Annotated in this window: 10 protein-coding genes, 1 tRNA gene and 1 CRISPR repeat array; of the genes, 5 read left to right on the forward strand and 6 right to left on the reverse strand. The window is 59.4% G+C overall.

Features of this window, described 5'->3' with window-relative positions:
• Positions 1-83: 83 nt before the first annotated feature.
• The 4 genes from cpdA to ylqF form a co-directional block, all read right to left on the reverse strand.
• Positions 84-878 (reverse strand): 3',5'-cyclic-AMP phosphodiesterase, encoded by a 795-nt coding sequence (gene cpdA, locus NW845_RS00965; protein ID WP_414365909.1) that lies wholly within the window; start codon positions 876-878, stop codon positions 84-86.
• A 169-nt stretch (positions 879-1047) separates the two neighbouring features.
• Positions 1048-1632: a photosystem II reaction center PsbP gene (gene psbP, locus NW845_RS00970; protein ID WP_414376370.1), complete on the reverse strand. Its 585-nt coding sequence runs from the start codon at positions 1630-1632 to the stop codon at positions 1048-1050.
• Positions 1633-1726: 94 nt separating this feature from the next.
• Positions 1727-4009: a RelA/SpoT family protein gene (locus tag NW845_RS00975; RefSeq protein WP_414365911.1), complete on the reverse strand. Its 2283-nt coding sequence runs from the start codon at positions 4007-4009 to the stop codon at positions 1727-1729.
• A 275-nt stretch (positions 4010-4284) separates the two neighbouring features.
• The gene (gene ylqF, locus NW845_RS00980) at positions 4285-5136 is read right to left on the reverse strand and encodes a ribosome biogenesis GTPase YlqF (RefSeq protein WP_414376373.1); all 852 of its coding nucleotides are present in this window, start codon (positions 5134-5136) and stop codon (positions 4285-4287) included.
• A 191-nt stretch (positions 5137-5327) separates the two neighbouring features.
• On the opposite strand from ylqF, the gene NW845_RS00985 reads away from it, so the two are divergent.
• The 4 genes from NW845_RS00985 to NW845_RS01000 all read left to right on the forward strand — a co-directional run bounded on the left by NW845_RS00985 (position 5328) and on the right by NW845_RS01000 (position 10394).
• Complete coding sequence (locus NW845_RS00985) at positions 5328-5813, forward strand: 2Fe-2S iron-sulfur cluster-binding protein (protein WP_414361628.1); 486 nt, start codon at positions 5328-5330, stop codon at positions 5811-5813.
• Positions 5814-5861: 48 nt separating this feature from the next.
• Complete coding sequence (locus NW845_RS00990; RefSeq protein WP_414376375.1) at positions 5862-7208, forward strand: FGGY-family carbohydrate kinase; 1347 nt, start codon at positions 5862-5864, stop codon at positions 7206-7208.
• Between the two features lie 41 nt (positions 7209-7249).
• Positions 7250-8022: direct repeats of the CRISPR family, unit length 37 nt; unit sequence GTTTCCAATTTCTAGGGATCCCCCCGAAGGGGAACCA.
• Between the two features lie 280 nt (positions 8023-8302).
• On the forward strand, positions 8303-10267 hold the full coding sequence (locus NW845_RS00995) for a tetratricopeptide repeat protein (RefSeq protein ID WP_414376377.1): 1965 nt from the start codon (positions 8303-8305) through the stop codon (positions 10265-10267).
• 43 nt (positions 10268-10310) lie between these two features.
• Positions 10311-10394 (forward strand) — tRNA-Leu (locus NW845_RS01000).
• 5 nt (positions 10395-10399) lie between these two features.
• Here the strand turns inward: NW845_RS01000 and NW845_RS01005 are convergent.
• Complete coding sequence (locus NW845_RS01005) at positions 10400-12517, reverse strand: glycosyltransferase 61 family protein (protein ID WP_414376379.1); 2118 nt, start codon at positions 12515-12517, stop codon at positions 10400-10402.
• 242 nt (positions 12518-12759) lie between these two features.
• Between NW845_RS01005 and NW845_RS01010 the strand changes: the two genes are divergently transcribed.
• The gene (locus NW845_RS01010) at positions 12760-15459 is read left to right on the forward strand and encodes a phycobilisome rod-core linker polypeptide (protein WP_414376381.1); all 2700 of its coding nucleotides are present in this window, start codon (positions 12760-12762) and stop codon (positions 15457-15459) included.
• 58 nt (positions 15460-15517) lie between these two features.
• Here the strand turns inward: NW845_RS01010 and ruvB are convergent, their stop codons facing one another.
• The gene (ruvB, locus tag NW845_RS01015; protein WP_414363955.1) at positions 15518-16624 is read right to left on the reverse strand and encodes a Holliday junction branch migration DNA helicase RuvB; all 1107 of its coding nucleotides are present in this window, start codon (positions 16622-16624) and stop codon (positions 15518-15520) included.
• Positions 16625-16876: the final 252 nt, after the last annotated feature.

A 16876-nucleotide genomic window follows, 5' to 3' on the forward strand; every position in this document is an offset into this window, starting at 1 on the left:
AGGAATGGCGACAAATAGTCCGGGCAGACTTCTGCCCGCTGAGAAGCTAGGGTAGCTTGGAGGGGCTTTCCAGGGATGGCCGCTCAGTACCCTTTCAGGGCTAGGTTGGGCGTTTGCAAGGCGGCTTCCACCCGCTGCACCTGGGTTTTGAAGCTGCCATCCGGCTCCAGCCATATCTGCCTTAGGGCCGGAGGGATCACGTCCAGGCTAAACCGAGAGCTCTTGGGGCAAAATTGCACACAGGTGGAGGGGCAGGCCAAGTAATCAACCCCCTGGCGGCGGCAGTGCAGCTCTTGATGAATGTGGCCAAAGATCACCAAGCGGATGTGGTCGAACTCGTCCAAGACCTGAAACAGCCGCTCTGGCTGCTGCAGGGCGCTTTGATCCAGCCAATCGGAACCTACCGAAAAAGGGGGGTGATGCAGGGCCAAGAGAACATGGTTCTGGGCAGCCTGGCTGCGCTGCAGCTCTTGGCGGAGCCACAGCAAGGTGCGATCCGTTAGGTAGCCGCTGTCTTTGCCCGGCACCAGAGAGTTCAATAAAATGAAGCTCCAGTTCTCTCGACTGAAGCTTTTCTCCCCGTGTACTCGCTCGGCGCGGAGCTCTGAGTTCATGTTATGAAGGCGATCGTGGTTCCCCGCCAGCCAATAGGTGTCGATGGGAAGAGCCTGCAGATGCTCTCGCAAACGGGCGTAGGCGGCGGCGCTGCCATCTTGGGCGAGATCCCCAGTGAGCAGCAGCAGATCGGGCAAGGGATCCAAGGCGGCAATCGCCTTTTGCACCTGCAGAAAAGAGGTTTCCGTGTCCACCCCCAGCAGTCGCTGGTGCGGCTTGGCAAACAGATGCAGGTCACTGATCTGAACCACGTATACGGTCATAGAGAAGGGGGATAGGAGTCCATCTCTGCAGGTTTAAAACATTAACGTTTTAGCACCAGATGCCTCAGCCGGGATCGGCAGGCAACTCCATCGGGAAGGCTCAGCTTTAACTTGCCCAAGTCCACCCCGCCCGGTTCAACCCCTTGAGAAAATCTTCTAAGGAAAAGCTTCAGGAAACATTCAGAGAACGGCCCACATTCCTGAAGGCGGCCTGCACCTGGGGCCAGCGGGATTCTTGGGTGGAGGCCGTCAGAGTATAGAGGCGATGGTGGCGCACGGTTACCGTCACTATCTCGTGGCGGAGCTGGGATCCCAGGTCAGTTTGGTATTCAAACAGGTAGTAAGGCTGGCCTTGCCGCTCAAAAGCTTCGGCGGCCAACAACTGGGTCGAGCGACCGGATCCGGCGGGGGCGATGATCTTCTCCGCCACCAATTGCCCCACCTCATCCGGGCCACCCAGGTCGGCGATCGTCTCTCCCTTGTCAAAGGGGGCGATCATCAGGCTGACGTTCTCCGTCTCGTACACCAAGTCGCGCAGAAGCACCGCTGGCCCTTTCCCTGGCCCCAAGTTCACCGCCACCATGCCGTTGGGATAGGCAAAGGCAAAGGCCCCGCCAGGATCCCTGTAGGCGCGCAGGTTGGAGCCTGCGGAGCAGGCACTGGTGAGCAAGCTGAGGCAAACACAGAGCAGTAACAACACCCCAGAGAGCCGCTGTCCTAATTGGGCAAAATGCCCACCTTGTGCTGCTGACATACCGGGATCCTCCGCTCAGATTGGTTACCCATCCCAATCATCCTAATATGGGCGCCTCCTCTCTAACCAGCGAAAAAAAGAACCTAGAAGTTCTTCAGCGGGATCCGTTCTGGTAGTGGCGGGAGCGCAACACCAGCACATCCGAGAGCTGGCGCAATTGACTCTGAACTTGGTCGAGCTGTTTTTTGTCCCGCACATCAATACAGAGATCGATTAGGGCCGTGCGGTTGGCAAAAGTCTGCACCCTAGCATTGCGCACATTGATGCTTTGATCCGAGAGACGGGAGAGGATGTCCCGCAGCACGCCAACGCGGTCAATGACCTCCAGGCGCAGTTCCACGGGGTAGATCTGGGTGCTCTGCCGCAGTTGCTCCTCATTCCAGCGCACTGGCACGAGTCGATCGCCCGGAACTTGAGCCACCCGCGGACAGTCGCGATGATGAATGGTGATGCCCTTGAAGCGGGTGACCACGCCCAGGATGGGATCCCCTGGCAGCGGGTTGCAGCATTTGGCCAACTGGTGCTTCAGGCCCTCCACCCCTAGGATGGGAGATTGGGATCGGCTAGAACCTCGGCCCCCATCGGCCCGCGGCAGCAGCAGCTTGGCTTTCTCAAGGGATCCCTCCTCGGGTGGGGGAGAGACGGCTGGCTTGCTTACCTCCTGCAGCCGATGGATTACCTGTGTGGGGGTTACCTCTCCATAGCCCAGCGCCGCCAGCAAATCTTCCACGCTGCTATAGTTGAGCTTCTCAGCAACCTTTTGCATGCGCTCTGACTTGAGCAGCGCATCGAACCCCGTTTTGCCCAGCTCCCGCTCCAGCAACTGCCGGCCGCGGGCAATATTTTGCTCGCGATTGGAGCGCTTAAACCACTGGCGAATGCGGTTGCGGGCTGAACTGGTGGCGACAAAATTAATCCAGTCCAGGCTGGGGTGGGCATTTTTGTGGGTGATGATCTGCACAATGTCGCCGTTGCGCAGGCGGGTATCCAAAGGCACAATCTTGTTGTTTACCCGCGCCCCAGCGCAGTGATCCCCAATTTCGGAGTGAATGCGATAGGCAAAGTCCACCGGGCAGGATCCCTGGGGCAGGGCCAGCAAGTCTCCTTTGGGCGTGAAGACGTAAACCTCGCTCTCAAATAGGTTCTCGCGAATGGTGTCCAGGTATTCTTTGTCGTCCTTGAGGTCGTTTTGCCACTCCAACAGTTGCCGCAGCCAGGTAAAGCGCTCTTCCTCGGGCTTTACGGGGGTGCTGCCGGCTTCTTTGTACTTCCAGTGGGCGGCAATGCCGTATTCCGCCACACGGTGCATCTCTTCGGTGCGGATCTGCACTTCCACCGGTCGGCCCTGTAGGCCAATCACAGCCGTATGCAAAGATTGGTAGCGGTTGGCCTTGGGGAGACCAATGTAGTCTTTGAAACGACCTGGAATGGGGCGAAAACAGTTGTGAACAACCGCCAGCACCCGGTAGCATTCACTCACGGTTTGCACGATAACCCGCACCGCCAGGAGATCGTAGATCTCGTGAAATTCCTTGCGCTGCTGCTGCATCTTGCGGTAAATGCCGTACAGGTGCTTGGGCCGCCCGCTAATCTCAAAGTGCTCTAGCCCCGCTTGAATGAGGTGCTTGCGCAGCTCTTCAATAAACGCTTGGATCTCTGCCTCTCGCTCACTGCGCTTGGCGTTGACCAGCTCTTGGATCTGGCGATAGGCTTCGTGGTCCAGGTACTTAAAGGCCAAGTCTTCCAGTTCCCACTTGAAATGCCAGATCCCCAGCCGGTTGGCTAGAGGCGCAAAGATCTCCATAGTTTCGGCTGCAATCTGTTTTTGCTTGTGGGGGGGTAGATATTGCAGCGTGCGCATGTTGTGCAGGCGATCCGCCAGCTTGACCACAATGACCCGAATGTCTTTGGCCATGGCCACAAACATGCGGCGGAAGTTTTCCGCTTGCTGCTCGGTTTTGCTGGAGAAATTAAACTTAGAAAGCTTGGTTACCCCCTCCACCAGCAGGCGAACCTCAGGGCCAAACTCGGCCTCTAGGGCCTCCAGGGTAACTTCCGTATCTTCCACAACATCGTGCAGAAGGCCAGCAGCTACAGTAACGGCATCGCCCCCCAGCTCCCGCAGCAGGCTGGCCACGGCCACTGGGTGGGCGATGTAGGGATCCCCTGATTTCCGCTTTTGGCCCTTGTGCAAGCAGTAGGCAAACTCGAAGGCTCGGCGCAGCAAATCTGCCTCTTCGGCCGTGTAGGATCGCAGCCCATCGCCGAGATCTTCAGCGCCTGAAAGCAAAGCCCGCAGCCATCCCGGCACCTCAAAATCAAGGCTATTTAGGTCAAAGCCTCCTTCTAAACTGGTGGCCACAGCAGGCTGACCCATGGGAACCTGACAAGAAGGATGGTTTAACTGCTACCTATAGTATCGATCACCGAAGTTCCTTACAGCTTATCCTCGACCTGGCTGCAGGCAGGTTAAGGGAAAAAGCTGCGAAAAAATGCAGCAAAGACGGGCTATTGATGCTAAGCCCGCCCCTAACCGTGGGGAAAAAGCTAATTGGAGTTAACGTTCTACACCTATCCTATCACTTACCCTACAGCATTCCGTAGCAAGATATACATACCAAGATCTGGTGGAGCTAGCCTCCTGCCAGAGTGCTAGGAGGTGGGAGGGAGTTGCAAAGCCAGAGGCCCTAGCCAACCCTTGCGATAGTCGTTGAGAATTTGCCTTGCTGCTCGCTCGGTATCGCCTCGGTAGCGCCGTTGGGCCAGCTCCTGGATGGCTACGCTGCCAGGAGGGATCGGGTCGGACCAGCCGTAGCGCCGTTGCAGGAGGACTTGGGCCTGGGGCTGCACCTGCAGCAGTTGTTCCACGAAGTAGGCCGCCACGCCCTCAGGGTCGTAGGCGGCTGCGCCGATGTCATCGCAGATGGCCAGCAGCGTGGCTGCCCGTTGATCCGGCAGCGAAGGCGGGAGGATGCCCGGTGAGTCCAGCAAATCCAGCTCCCCTCCCAGCCGCACCCACTGCAGTTGCCGGGTTACCCCAGGGCGCGCGGCACTCTCGGTGGCCCGCCGTCCCAAAAGTCGATTCAGGAGGGCAGACTTGCCCACATTGGGAAAGCCCACCACCACTGCCCGGATGGCCCGCGGTCGCATGCCCCGCTGCTGGCGCCGCTCGTTTACCGACTGCCCCAGCTGTAAGATGGCTTGCTTGAGGCGAGGCACCCCCTCTCCCGATTGGCCATTGGTGGGATAGACAGGGATCCCTTGCTGGGAAAAATACTCCTGCCAAGCTCTGAGATCCCTGGCCTCGATGGCATCGGCTCGGTTAAGCGCCAAAAGGCGCGGCTTGTGCCCCAGCCACTTGTCTAGATCGGGATGGCGACTGGCCAGCGGGATCCGCGCGTCCAAAACCTCAATGACCACATCCACCCGCTGCAGTTGTTCCCGCAATTGGCCAATGGCCTTGGCCACGTGGCCGGGATACCACTGGATGATTGGAGAACTCATGCCAGCAGAACCTGGGATCGAACCCCAGAAGACTCTAAGCCAGGGGCAGGATCCACTCTAGCCTGTCCAGCTTGCTCCTCCTCGGCTCGACTAGCCAACGGAAGTAGAAAAGGATACAGGCAAAAGGCAGATGGCAGCCCCTTCCTACTTGTAGGCAAGCTAACGTTAAGGGATGTAACGGAGGAGGAACGATGGTCAAGCGCGTGCGGTTGGATCCCATTGCCCAAGTGTCGGAAGTGGCCACCAACAGCAACTTGCTCTCGGTGCTGCTGCAGGAAGAGCTGAATGTGTTGAAAGAGTGCGGCGGGCGCGGTCTCTGCGCCACCTGCCATGTGTACGTAAAAGAGGGGATGGAATCGCTCTCACCCATGACCCCGCGGGAGCAGCGTACCCTAGAGGTGATCACCAGCCGCCAGCCCAATTCCCGCCTAGCCTGCCAGGCGCGAGTTCTGGGGGAAGGGGTGGTGGTGGAATTGCCGGTGGGGATGTACATCAATGCCTTTAAGGATATCGAGGTGTTGATTGGGCGGCGGGCGGAGCAGCCCCTTTTGCACCCGATAACTGGCGCCGTTTTGGTGCAAGCGGGCAAGCTAATTACGCGCTCGGTGCTGGAGTCGGTGAAGGATTTGGATCTCAATATCCAAGAGGCTTTGGCCCGCAGCAGCCGAGATTTTTAGGGTTTTACCGCGTTTAAGGCCAGCTTAGCCAGTTTTGAGGAAGGCTCTATGGCCCCTGTGTTTCTTGGGATCGACCTGGGCACTTCGGGGATGCGGGTGGTAGCTCTCTCGGAAGCAGGGGAGATAGTGGGCAAAAGCGAGCGCTCCTGGGATCCCCCAGAAACCAATCCAGGCCGCTGGCTGCGCACCCTGAAGGCGCTGCTGGGCCACCTCAAAGCTCAACTGGGGGATCGCTACGCGATTGTTGCCCTCAGTGCCTGCAGCACCTCGGGTACAGTGCTGCCGGTGGACGGACGGGGCATGCCGCTGGATCAGGCCTGGCTGTATTCCGACCGGCGGGGCCAGGCCCAGGCTCAGCGCTTGGGGATCCCTGCCAGTTGGGGGCTTAGCCGCTGGCTGTGGTGGGCAGAAGCCCATCCCGACCAATACCGAGAAAGCTACCTGGCCCATCCGGCGGACTTTCTCCTAAGCCAACTGGGGGGCCGCCAGCGGGTAACTGATCACACCCATGCCCTGAAAAGTGGCTTTGACCTAGAAACCTACACCTGGCCGCGGGAGTGGCTCTCCCAACAGGGCCTTGATCCCAAGCGCTTTCCTGAGGTGGTGGCGCCAGGAACAGTTCTGGGAACGGTGCGGCCTGAGTGGGAGCTGGGATCAGAGGTGCTGATTGCTGCCGGGATCACCGATGGCTGTGCTGGGCAATTGGCTGCAGGGGCTACTCGCTTGGGGCAGGTTTCCACCAGCCTGGGCACGACTCTTATCTTCAAGGCCAACAGCCCTGACCCTGTGCAGAAGCCGAGTATCTATTCTCATCTGCACCCCGACCGAACCGGTTGGTGGCCGGGGGCAGCCTCCTTCTGCGGCGGCGGCGTCCTGCCCCACTTCTTTCCCGGCGGCGACTTTGCTGCCTTGGATCAGCAGGCGGAGGTCCATCTGCCCACGGGCCTAGTCAGCTATCCTCTCTGCCGGCCCGGCGAGCGTTTTCCCATCCTGGATAGCGAATTTGCCGGCTTCTTGCCCCAGGCGGAAGTGGGATCCCTTCGCTTTTATGCAGCTCTTTTGGAAGGGGTAGCAATGGTGGAGCGGCTAGGGCTGGAGACCTTGGCGGCCCACGGGATCCCGGTGCAAGAGCCGCTGTTAACCACTGGCGGCGGCTGCAAAAGCCCCCTCTGGCTGCGCCTGCGCGCCAGCATCCTCGCCCGCCCCCTGGCAGTGGTCAGGCACCCGGAGCCGGCGGTAGGGGCAGCCATCCTGGCCGCCTCAGCCTATTGGTGCTGTTCAGTGCAGCAGGCTGCCGATCGCTTGGTACAGGTGGAACGCCTCATCCAGCCGGATTCCGAGTGGGTCAAGGCTTATGCCGAGATCTACTCGGAGTTCCGTAGCCGCTTTTTTTAGCCGCTTTTTTTAATTTCTAGGGATCCCCCTGTTTCCAATTTCTTTCCAATTTCTAGGGATCCCCCCGAAGGGGGAACTTGGGCGCTGTGGTAGTAGCTAGTCACTGGCCTGGCGTTTCCAATTTCTAGGGATCCCCCCGAAGGGGGAACTCAAGTAAACATCAACAGGCATACTCTTCGGCGGGTACGTTTCCAATTTCTAGGGATCCCCCCGAAGGGGAACCGCGACAGCTGTAGGCGGAGCGGCAGCCAGGCGTTTAGCGTTTCCAATTTCTAGGGATCCCCCCGAAGGGGAACCCTAGGGGGATTTTTTCGTCGTCATGGAGGATAAAAGTTTCCAATTTCTAGGGATCCCCCCGAAGGGGAACCAAGAATGGATAAGCAGATGCAAGAGGTCTTCCGCCTGATGTTTCCAATTTCTAGGGATCCCCCCGAAGGGGAACCACCCAGTTGGTTGACTACCTAGACAAGGAGAAAGAAAGTTTCCAATTTCTAGGGATCCCCCCGAAGGGGAACCATCTAGACAAAAACTGGAGGCAGCTAAAGCCCGAACAAGTTTCCAATTTCTAGGGATCCCCCCGAAGGGGAACCACTATTATACTCAGAACCACGTAGAAGCGCTATCCCTGTTTCCAATTTCTAGGGATCCCCCCGAAGGGGAACCAAGGGCTACGCCAACGTAACCGTAACCCGTGCCGAGTTCGTCTTGTTTCCAATTTCTAGGGATCCCCCCGAAGGGGAACCCAGAAATGCCTCTTTCCACCCACAGGGTTCTCTTGTTTCCAATTTCTAGGGATCCCCCCGAAGGGGAACCTCTACCCCTATTAAACCCAAGCGGGGCGAGGAATGCAAGATCCATTTGCGAGGGGGTCGGTCGAAGACGGCAAAAAAGGGCCTGGAAGAGGGGGGGGTGAGAGGCCTGAAAGCCTTGTGGCGCAAGGCATCGAGCGGGTCAACGAAAGAATCGGCCTTTGCGGGATTTGGCGAGGCGCTCGCAGAGCCGCTGATACCGTTTTTGTGTGCTTTTGACAACATGAGCCTCAGGGGGCTGAAGTGCCTATAGTGGGGGAAGATCTCCAGCTTCCCTCGTTGTCGATGTCGGATCTCACCCCCACGGGTAAGCTTCTGGCCGGGATCCAGGCCCAGCAGGCTGGCGACTTGCCAACCGCAGAAGCCATCTACTTAGAAATTCTGGCGGAGTTTCCGGATCAAGCTGATGCCCTGCACCTGCTGGGGACGGTGGCCCAGGCCAAGGGAGAGGGGGAATGGGCGGCTGCTTTGATTGCCGAGGCCATTGCGCTCGATCCCCGCGTAGCCCTCTATCATCACAACCTGGGCGTTGTCTATGAATCTTTGGGGCAACTGGAAAAGGCGCTATCTTGCTATTGGCAGAGCCTGAGCCTCAATCCCAAGGCTTACCTTTCTGCTTTGCAAGCCGGCAAGATTCTTGTTAACCTACGCCGCCATCAAGAGGCGATCCCTTTGCTTGGCTCCTTGTTAGAAAATCCAGATCCGGCAGCAGGGATCCCTTGGGCTGAGGTGCATTTTTATCTGGGAATAGCCCATCGCGAGCAAGGGGAACACAGCGCGGCTCTGGCTCACCTGGAAAAGGCGTGGACTTTGGATCCCAATTTGGTGGTAGCTCGCTGGCTTTACCATCTCTATTTGCCCGCCCTCTATCAGGATGAGGAAGAGCTGCATAGATTTCGCTCTCGCTTTGTAGAACACCTGGATCGCCTCATTGAGGAGACGCCCTTGGACACCCAAGAGCAGCGGCGGCTTGCCTTTTTAGGGTCAAGCTGGGGAACACCCCACCATCTGCAGTACCAGGGCTGCGACGACCTGGAGCTGCAGAAAAAATACGCTCAGTTTGTGCAGCGCATCGTGAAATCTTGCTACCCCAATTGGCACTCTCTTCCCCGGCAACCAGGGGATCCCATTCGCGTTGGCTTTGTCTCGGCCTCGATGCGCGCCTGCTCCTACAGCCGTCTTTCTTTAGGGTGGGTGAAGTACTTAAAGGCGAGCTCCCAGTGGCCTTTTCTGGTGTTTGCCTACCATTTGGATCCTAGAACCGACTTCATGACAGAGCAATATCGTCAGTATGCCGATGTATTTCGCCACATTCCCACTGGCTTTGAAGATGCTGCCCGCCAAATTTTGCAGGATCAGCTCGATGTTTTGGTGTATCTGGAAATTGGCCTTTCTCCCCTGATTTCGCAACTGGCATCTCTGCGGCTAGCCCCAGTGCAATGCTCCACCTGGGCCCATCCTGTAACTTCTGGACTTTCAACCATTGACTACTTTCTCTCCAGCGACCTGATGGAGCCCGAAGATGGGCAGGCTCACTACAGCGAAACCCTAATTCGGCTGCCCCGCCTGGGTACTTGTTTTGAAAAGCCCGTTTTACCTCAGCAAAAGCGTCATCGTGGGGATTTTGGCCTGCGCCAAGACGCAGTAGTTTATCTTACCTGTCAATACCTGGGCAAGTATCTGCCCCAATATGACTATCTTTTTGCCGCCATTACCCAGCGAGTGCCCAACGCTCAATTTGTCTTCTTGGCCTTGCCCAATGCTGCCATTGCCCAACACTTTTGGCAGCGTCTTTCCCGAACTTTCTCCGCCTATGGCCTTTCTGCGGAAGACCACTGCTTGATCTTGCCCCAACTGGATCATCAAGACTACTTGGATCTCAACCGCTGCGCCGATATTATGCTGGATTCCTACGGCTGGTCGGGCGGGATCACCACCCTGGAAGCCGTTGCTGCCGGCTTGCCTGTAGTGACCTGCGCTGGCCGGTTCCTGCGGGGCCGCCACACCTATGCCATCCTCAAAAGGATGGGCCTTGATCTCTTAATTGCTCAAGACCTCCAGCGCTACGAAGAGTTGGCTGTCCAACTGGGAACGGATCCCCAATTTCGGCAGCAAATCTCCCAGCAGATCCAACAGCGGCGCGACCTGCTCTTTGAGGATCGAGACTGTGTGGCAGCCCTGGCCCATTTCTTGCACCAGGCTGTCTCCCAGAAGCTGGCATGTCATACTCTCCCTATAGAAGCCTCCTAGCCCTCCACAGCAAGCAGTTTGGTAGAGTGGTACAGCTCCTCCAGGGATCGTGGCGGAATGGTAGACGCTACGGACTTAAAATCCGTTGTTCTTCAAGAACGTGAGGGTTCGAGTCCCTCCGATCCCATAGATTCAACGCAGCCCTGTCTGCTCAAGCAGGTTCAGCAAATCCGGGATCGGCACCCAGGCATCCTCCCGATCCAACTCTGGGCTAGCCAGCAGGGCCACCAGGGCCGGGCTGCAGACTGACGCCAGCAGGGGGAAATAGCTCAGCCCCGCCACCTGGGCAAGGCTCCAGAAGTAGGGAAGCACGGCATTGCTGGGGAAGATCTCGACTGCAATAGTGCCAGGTTGACAAAAGGCAAGGTTGGTCAGGCCCGCTCCGTGGAGGCCAATGACTGCTTCTGCTCTTTGCATCAAGGCTATTTGCTCGGCTAGAGAAAGGGCTTCCAGTTGCACGGGCACAAATCCCCAGGGGCGCAAAGCCTTGAGAACCTCTGCCTCGTTGATGACCCGCCGCCAGCGAGCAGCTCGACGGCTGATGTAGATCCGCCGCGGCAGCCCCGCCACCTGCTCTCGCGGAACCAGTTGCTGCAGCACTTTCCAGCCCCTGGGGGTTAGACACCCCACCGGCCCCGCCAGCGAGGGCACAATCAGGTTCTGCACTTGTAGGTGGGATCCCCCCGCCTGCTCAAAGCTAAGGAGGCGCTCTGGTGGGATCCCCAAGGCAGCTAAGCTTTGCACCTGAAAGGGCTTGCCCTGGTAGCCGTGAACCAAGAGGGGGATGTCCTTTTCGAGGACGCCGGAGCGGCGTAGGAGATCGAGGGCGGGCAGGATGTCCACCATCCAATGGAAGTAGTTGACTGCCCCCAGCGGCAAGAGGGCGACAGAGCCCTCCAGCAAAATTGGCGGCCCCAGGTGGGGTAGGTCCAAGACGGGGTGGTGCTCCAGGTGCTCTGGCTTCCAGTCCCAGTCGAGAAACTCCGGCGGCGGCAAGCTGGGGGAGACATCGGCCAGCAACTCACCCCTACGGGTAAGCACGGCGCTGGCAAAGCTGGCGTAGAGGTGGCGGGGATAGTGGCCCACGTGCACGGATCCCTGCGGAATCTGGGCGACAAAGGTCTCGGCCAAGGGGATCCGCTGCGAGCGCAGCTTTTGCCCAATGGCAGGCTCAGCCGTAGGAGGAGCTTGGAGACAGAGAACCCCTTCTGGATCCAGCACCTGGTAGCTGCCCTCGCCGGTGGCCTGGTGCCACTGCCGGGTGGTGAGGTAACCCTGGCTGGGCACTGGCAGGGGGTTGCCAGCACTGGGCGGTGGGCTCTGGCAGGCTGGGGAAGGAAGGGTTGCCTGCGCAGGGAGCCAGCGCTGCTGCCAGGCGCGGTACCGCTCCTGCCAAAGGCTGCCCGGGGATCCCTGCAGGGCCTGCTCCAGCTCCAGCCGCAGCCGACTGTCTCTGCTGCTGCCCTCACACCAGGCCTGTAGCCACTCCCGCTCGGCAGCCAGCGCCTGCCGGAACTTCTCCCAGGCCCCCTGCGGGTCATCCCGCCGCACCTGAGCCTCTACCCAGTAGCTGTAGAGCTCTGCTGTCTGGGTACCCCGCGCCGCTGCCTCCTGAAAGCAGGCCACCGCCTGCTCCAGCTCCCCCAGATCCAGCCAAGCCAGGCCCATCTGCACCCAGGGATCCCCCCACTCTGGCCTTAGCCTCGCTGCCTCCTGGAGAGGGGAGAGAGCCTCCCCCAACCGGCCCAGCTTGAGCAGGGCCAGGCCCCAGCGCCAAAAGCTCTCCGTGGCCGTTGGATCCCGGCGGCAGGCCTCTTCAAACCACTCTGCTGCTTCTAGCCACAGTCGGCTGCGCTCCTGGACTAGGCCAAGGCGATGGGCCGCCAACGCCGCCTCTGGGGCAGCACCACTTTCTAGCAACTGCCGATACAAAGCCGCCGCCTGCGGCCACTGCCCCCTTCCCCACAGCCCCTCAGCCAGCTCCTGCAGTCCCCTTGCCCAGCAGCGGGTAGCCTCAGCTTCGGCCACCCCTTCGGCCCCTAGGAGGGCCAGACCCTCCTGCCAGGCAAGCTGCGCCTCTAGCTCCCGCCCCAGGAGTAGGTAAGCAGCTCCCAAGCCCCAGTACAGTTCTGGCCGTTGGGATCCCTGCTCCAGCTGCTGCTGCAGCTCTTGGGCAACCAACTCGTAACAGCCCTGCTCCCAACTTGTCCGGAGAGGGTTGGGGAGCTGGGCAAGCGGGTTAGAGGCCATGGTTTTCAACAAGAAGGGGGCTGAGAACAAGTGTTACAAACTGCAACAACCTCCCCCCTCTCGGCGCATCCCCCTAGTATTCTAGGCTTGGCTTCCTCCTCAGGGATCCGGCGTCCATTCCTCCCCAGCTCCGAGAGGAACGTGGGACCGGTCTAGTTGAGTCCATGGGTCAGCCTCTGTCCTATGGCATCGTCCCTGGCCCTTATTGGCAGTTTTTCAATAAAACGGAGTTTAAGAGACCGATGGGTATCAACGCATCCGGTGGCGCAGTCGTCTCCAGCCCCCGTCTTTACCAAACTGTGCCCCTCTCGACCATCTCCCAGGCGGAACAACAGGATCGCTATCTGGCCCGCACCGAGCTGGATCGCCTGGAGGACTTTTTCTCCAGCGGCCTGAAACGGCTGGACATTGCCCAAGTGATCGCGGCCAACTCCGAAATCATCGTCAGCCGAGCGGCCAACCGCATCTTCACGGGGGGCTCGCCCATGGCCTATCTGGAGCGGCCAGAAGCCACCCAGGACGAGAAGGAAGCCTTTAAGCTAGGCACCGCCTTCTACGTGGAATCCACCGGTGGCTTCCTGGAGGCTATCCGCAACCTCTTTAGCGCCAGCGGCGTGGAGATCCCACCCAACTTCCGTCCCATTAACATCCCCCGCTACGGCGCCGCCAACATGCGCAAGTCGCTGCGGGATCTGAGCTGGTTCCTGCGCTACGTCACCTATGCCCTGGTGGCTGGGGATCCCAGTATCATCGTCGTCAACACCCGTGGCCTGCGGGAGATTATCGAAAATGCCTGCTCCGCCGAAGCCACCATTGTCGCCATCCAGGAGATGAAGCGGGCCTCGGCCAGCTACTTCCGCAAAGATGCCGAGGCGGTGGCCATCATCAACCAGTACTTCGACGTGCTCCTGAGCGAGTTCATTGCCCCTGCTCCCTCCGACAAGCTACGGCAGCGCAACGCCAGCACCGCCGATGGCCTGCCCTTGCAAGGGCTACAGTTACCCCAGGTTTACAACTTGGCCGCAGAAAAAGTGCCCGTCTTTGCCATGAAGCCGGGGCTCTCCAATGCTGAGAAAGAAGAGGTCATCAAAGCGGCTTATCGGCAGGTGTTCGAGCGGGATATCCGCCGTGCCTATGGCCTCAAGCTGGCCGACCTGGAGTCAAAGGTCAAAAACGGCGAGATCTCCATGAAGGAGTTTATCCGCCGCCTGGGCAAATCCGAACTCTACCGCAAGCAGTTCTACGAGCCCTACATCAACAGCCGTGTGGTGGAGCTGGCCTTCCGCCACTTCCTGGGGCGGGCCCCAGAGACCCGCGAGGAGGTGCAGACCTACTTCTCCATCGTCTCCAGCAAGGGCCTAGCTGGGCTGGTGGATGCGCTGGTGGACAGCCGTGAGTACGGCGACTACTTCGGTGAGGAGACGGTACCCTACCTGCGCAAGCTGGGGGTGGAAGCGCAGACCAGCGCCAACTGGGGGCCCAAGTTCGACCTCTACAATTACGCTGCCCCCCGTCGCAAGGTGCCCCAATTTATCACCCTCTTTGCCCGCTACAATCGCCCCTTGCCGGATCAGCACGCCTACGGCGTCGGCAACGACCCGCTGGAGATCCAATTTGGCGCCATCTTCCCCAAAGAAACTCGCTCCCTCAAGGCCAGTCCCGCTCCCTTCAGCAAGGATGTCAAGCGCATTCTTATCCGGCGCGGCTTTGCGCTCACCAATGCCCGCACCAACCCCAAGGCGGCAGGGGATCCCGGTAGCCTTGGCCCCAAAGTCTTCAAGCTTACCCAAACCCCTCGCGATCGCAGCCGGCGTTTGGGAGTGCGGGCAGGGGTTGTTGGCAGCGAAGTCTCGACGCAAGCGGTCATCCGCGCCTGCTACCAGCAGGTGTACGGCTATGTGCCCTACGAAGGCCAACGGCTAACCCGCTGGGAGATCAAGCTGGAGTCGGGCGAGATTACGGTCAAGGAGTTTGTCCGCCAGTTGGCCAAGTCGGATCTCTTCCGCAACAAGTACTGGTCTAGCCTCTACGTCTGCAAGGCCATCGAGTTTATCCACCGCAAGCTGCTGGGCCGGCCCACCTACGGCCGACAGGAGATGAACCGGCTGTTTGACATTGCCTCCAAGCAGGGCTTCTACGCGGTGGTGGATACCATCCTCGACAGTGAAGAGTACCAGCAGGTCTTTGGGGAAGACATCGTGCCCTACGAGCGCTACCTCACCCCCGGCGGTCTGGCCCTGCGGCGGATGCGCCCCGGATCCAGCGACATGGCTGTGGTTACCAGGCCTATCCGCACCGACGACGATATCCCCCTCTTTGTCAAGCTGGGCCAGCCCCAGGACAAACCCTCCGGCGAGCTGGAAATCCAGCGGCGAGTCCAGCAAGGGGTGCCCAAGGTGCGCCAAGAGGTGCCCATCTTCAAGCTCACCAGCCTGGCCAACAAAGCCGAGGTCAACAACCTCATCCGCGCTGCTTACCGCCAGATCTTCGAGCGCGACATGGACATCTACAATATCAGCGCGGAGCTGAGCTCCGCCGAGTCCAAGCTGCGCAATGGCGAGATCACCGTCAAGGAGTTCATCGAGGCGTTGGGGTGTTCTGAACTGTACCGCGCCGAGTTCTATGCTCCCTACCCCAACACCAAGGTCATCGAGCTGGGCACCAAGCATTTCCTGGGCCGCGCACCCCTAAACCAGCAGGAGATCCGCAAATACAACCAGATCTTGGCCACTCAGGGGTTGAAGGCCTTTGTCCGCGCCTTGCTCAACACCCAGGAGTACCGGGATCTCTTTGGCGAGGACACGGTACCCTATCGCCGCTTCCCCACCTTGCCGGCGGCCAACTTCCCCAACACCCAGGAGTTGTATGGCCGCCTCACCAAGCAAAACAAAGAGTTGGTGGTACCTAGCTTTAGCCCGGTGGGGAAAAACGATCGCAGCTAGATCAACTCCCCTCTCCTCTTGCGGGAGAGGGGCTGGCGGTGAGGGAAAACGATTAGCTTCACAAAGGCAGAGGGGATTGGGCTTCATAGCCCAAATGTCGTAGCGCGGCAGGGGTAACCACACGGCCCCTTGGCGTACGCTGCAGGTAGCCAATCTGCAGCAGGTAGGGCTCGTACACCTCCTCAATCGTCTGGGGATCCTCGCCGGTTATTGCCGCCATTGTCTCCAGGCCCACCGGCCCGCCGCCAAACTGCTCCACCAGCAGGGTCAGCAACTTGCGATCCGTCCAGTCCAGTCCCATAGGATCTACTTGGAACAACTCCAGAGCAGCGGCTGCCACTTCTCGGCTGATGTGGCCATTCCCCCGCACCTGGGCATAGTCGCGCACTCGCTTCAGGAGGCGGTTGGCAATGCGCGGTGTGCCTCGGGAGCGGCGAGCAATCTCCTCAGCTCCCGCGCGATCAATGGAGGTGTTTAGGAGGCGAGCGCTGCGTAGCACAACTTCCGCCAGTTCGTCAGGCTCGTAGAAGCGCAGCCGCTGCACCTGACCAAAGCGATCCCGCAGCGGCGAAGTCAGAGCGCCAATGCGGGTGGTGGCCCCAATGAGGGTAAAGCGCTCCAGGGGTATGGAGGTGATGCGGGCAGAGCGACCTTTGCCAAGGGTAATGTCGAGGCGAAAATCCTCCATTGCCGGATAGAGCAATTCCTCAGTCACCTTGGGCAGGCGGTGGATCTCGTCGATAAACAACACATCGCCCCGCTTGAGGCGCACTAGGTAGCCAGCAATGTCGCGGGGGCTCTCCAGCGCTGGCGCCGTGGTCATGTAGAAGCGGGATCCCATCTCCGCCGCCAGCACAGCAGCCACCGTGGTTTTGCCCAAGCCGGGCGGGCCGTAGAACAGCAGGTGATCCAAAGGCTCCCCGCGAGCGCGGGCTGCTGCAATAGCGATGGAGAGCACTTCCTTGAGCTCCGTCTGGCCGATATACTCGGCCAGGGTGCGCGGGCGGAGGGATTCTTCCTGAGCCTCGCCGGGGTGAGCCTGCGGTTGCAGTAGCCCTTCCGCCCTGGCAAAAGCCAATTTCGACTCTCTTCTGCGAGAAGAACTCTTTTGCTGCCGCTGCCCGGGATCCTCAGCCCCCGCAGCCCGAGAAGAAATGATTGCCATATCCTTTACCCGCAGATGCAATAGCCCTACTCTAACTGTAAAAAACTGGGGGAAAGATCCTGGTAAACCGTTTGCCGATTTTGGTCTCTCACCTGGGTAGAAAGATTGGAGGGGGCAGTAGAAGAAAAAAATCCCCCAGCGTCTGCCAGGGGACTTAAGAAGGACTAGTCTACTCGGTCAGGAGTGGATTAGCCACGGATGGCCGGCGCCACTTCCACCGCCGCCAAGTCCAGCGGGAAGTTGTGCGCATTC

It is taken from the genome of Synechococcus sp. H60.2 (assembly GCF_047462315.1).
Taxonomy (GTDB): domain Bacteria; phylum Cyanobacteriota; class Cyanobacteriia; order Thermostichales; family Thermostichaceae; genus Thermostichus.

Bases quoted from the DNA above. Each gene is read 5' to 3' on its own strand.
- cpdA (WP_414365909.1), bottom strand. From the start codon at position 878: ATGACCGTATACGTGGTTCAGATCAGTGACCTGCATCTGTTTGCCAAG.
- psbP (WP_414376370.1), bottom strand. From the start codon at position 1,632: ATGTCAGCAGCACAAGGTGGGCATTTTGCCCAATTAGGACAGCGGCTC.
- NW845_RS00975 (WP_414365911.1), bottom strand. From the start codon at position 4,009: ATGGGTCAGCCTGCTGTGGCCACCAGTTTAGAAGGAGGCTTTGACCTA.
- ylqF (WP_414376373.1), bottom strand. From the start codon at position 5,136: ATGAGTTCTCCAATCATCCAGTGGTATCCCGGCCACGTGGCCAAGGCC.
- NW845_RS00985 (WP_414361628.1), top strand. From the start codon at position 5,328: ATGGTCAAGCGCGTGCGGTTGGATCCCATTGCCCAAGTGTCGGAAGTG.
- NW845_RS00990 (WP_414376375.1), top strand. From the start codon at position 5,862: ATGGCCCCTGTGTTTCTTGGGATCGACCTGGGCACTTCGGGGATGCGG.
- NW845_RS00995 (WP_414376377.1), top strand. From the start codon at position 8,303: ATGTCGGATCTCACCCCCACGGGTAAGCTTCTGGCCGGGATCCAGGCC.
- NW845_RS01005 (WP_414376379.1), bottom strand. From the start codon at position 12,517: ATGGCCTCTAACCCGCTTGCCCAGCTCCCCAACCCTCTCCGGACAAGT.
- NW845_RS01010 (WP_414376381.1), top strand. From the start codon at position 12,760: ATGGGTATCAACGCATCCGGTGGCGCAGTCGTCTCCAGCCCCCGTCTT.
- ruvB (WP_414363955.1), bottom strand. From the start codon at position 16,624: ATGGCAATCATTTCTTCTCGGGCTGCGGGGGCTGAGGATCCCGGGCAG.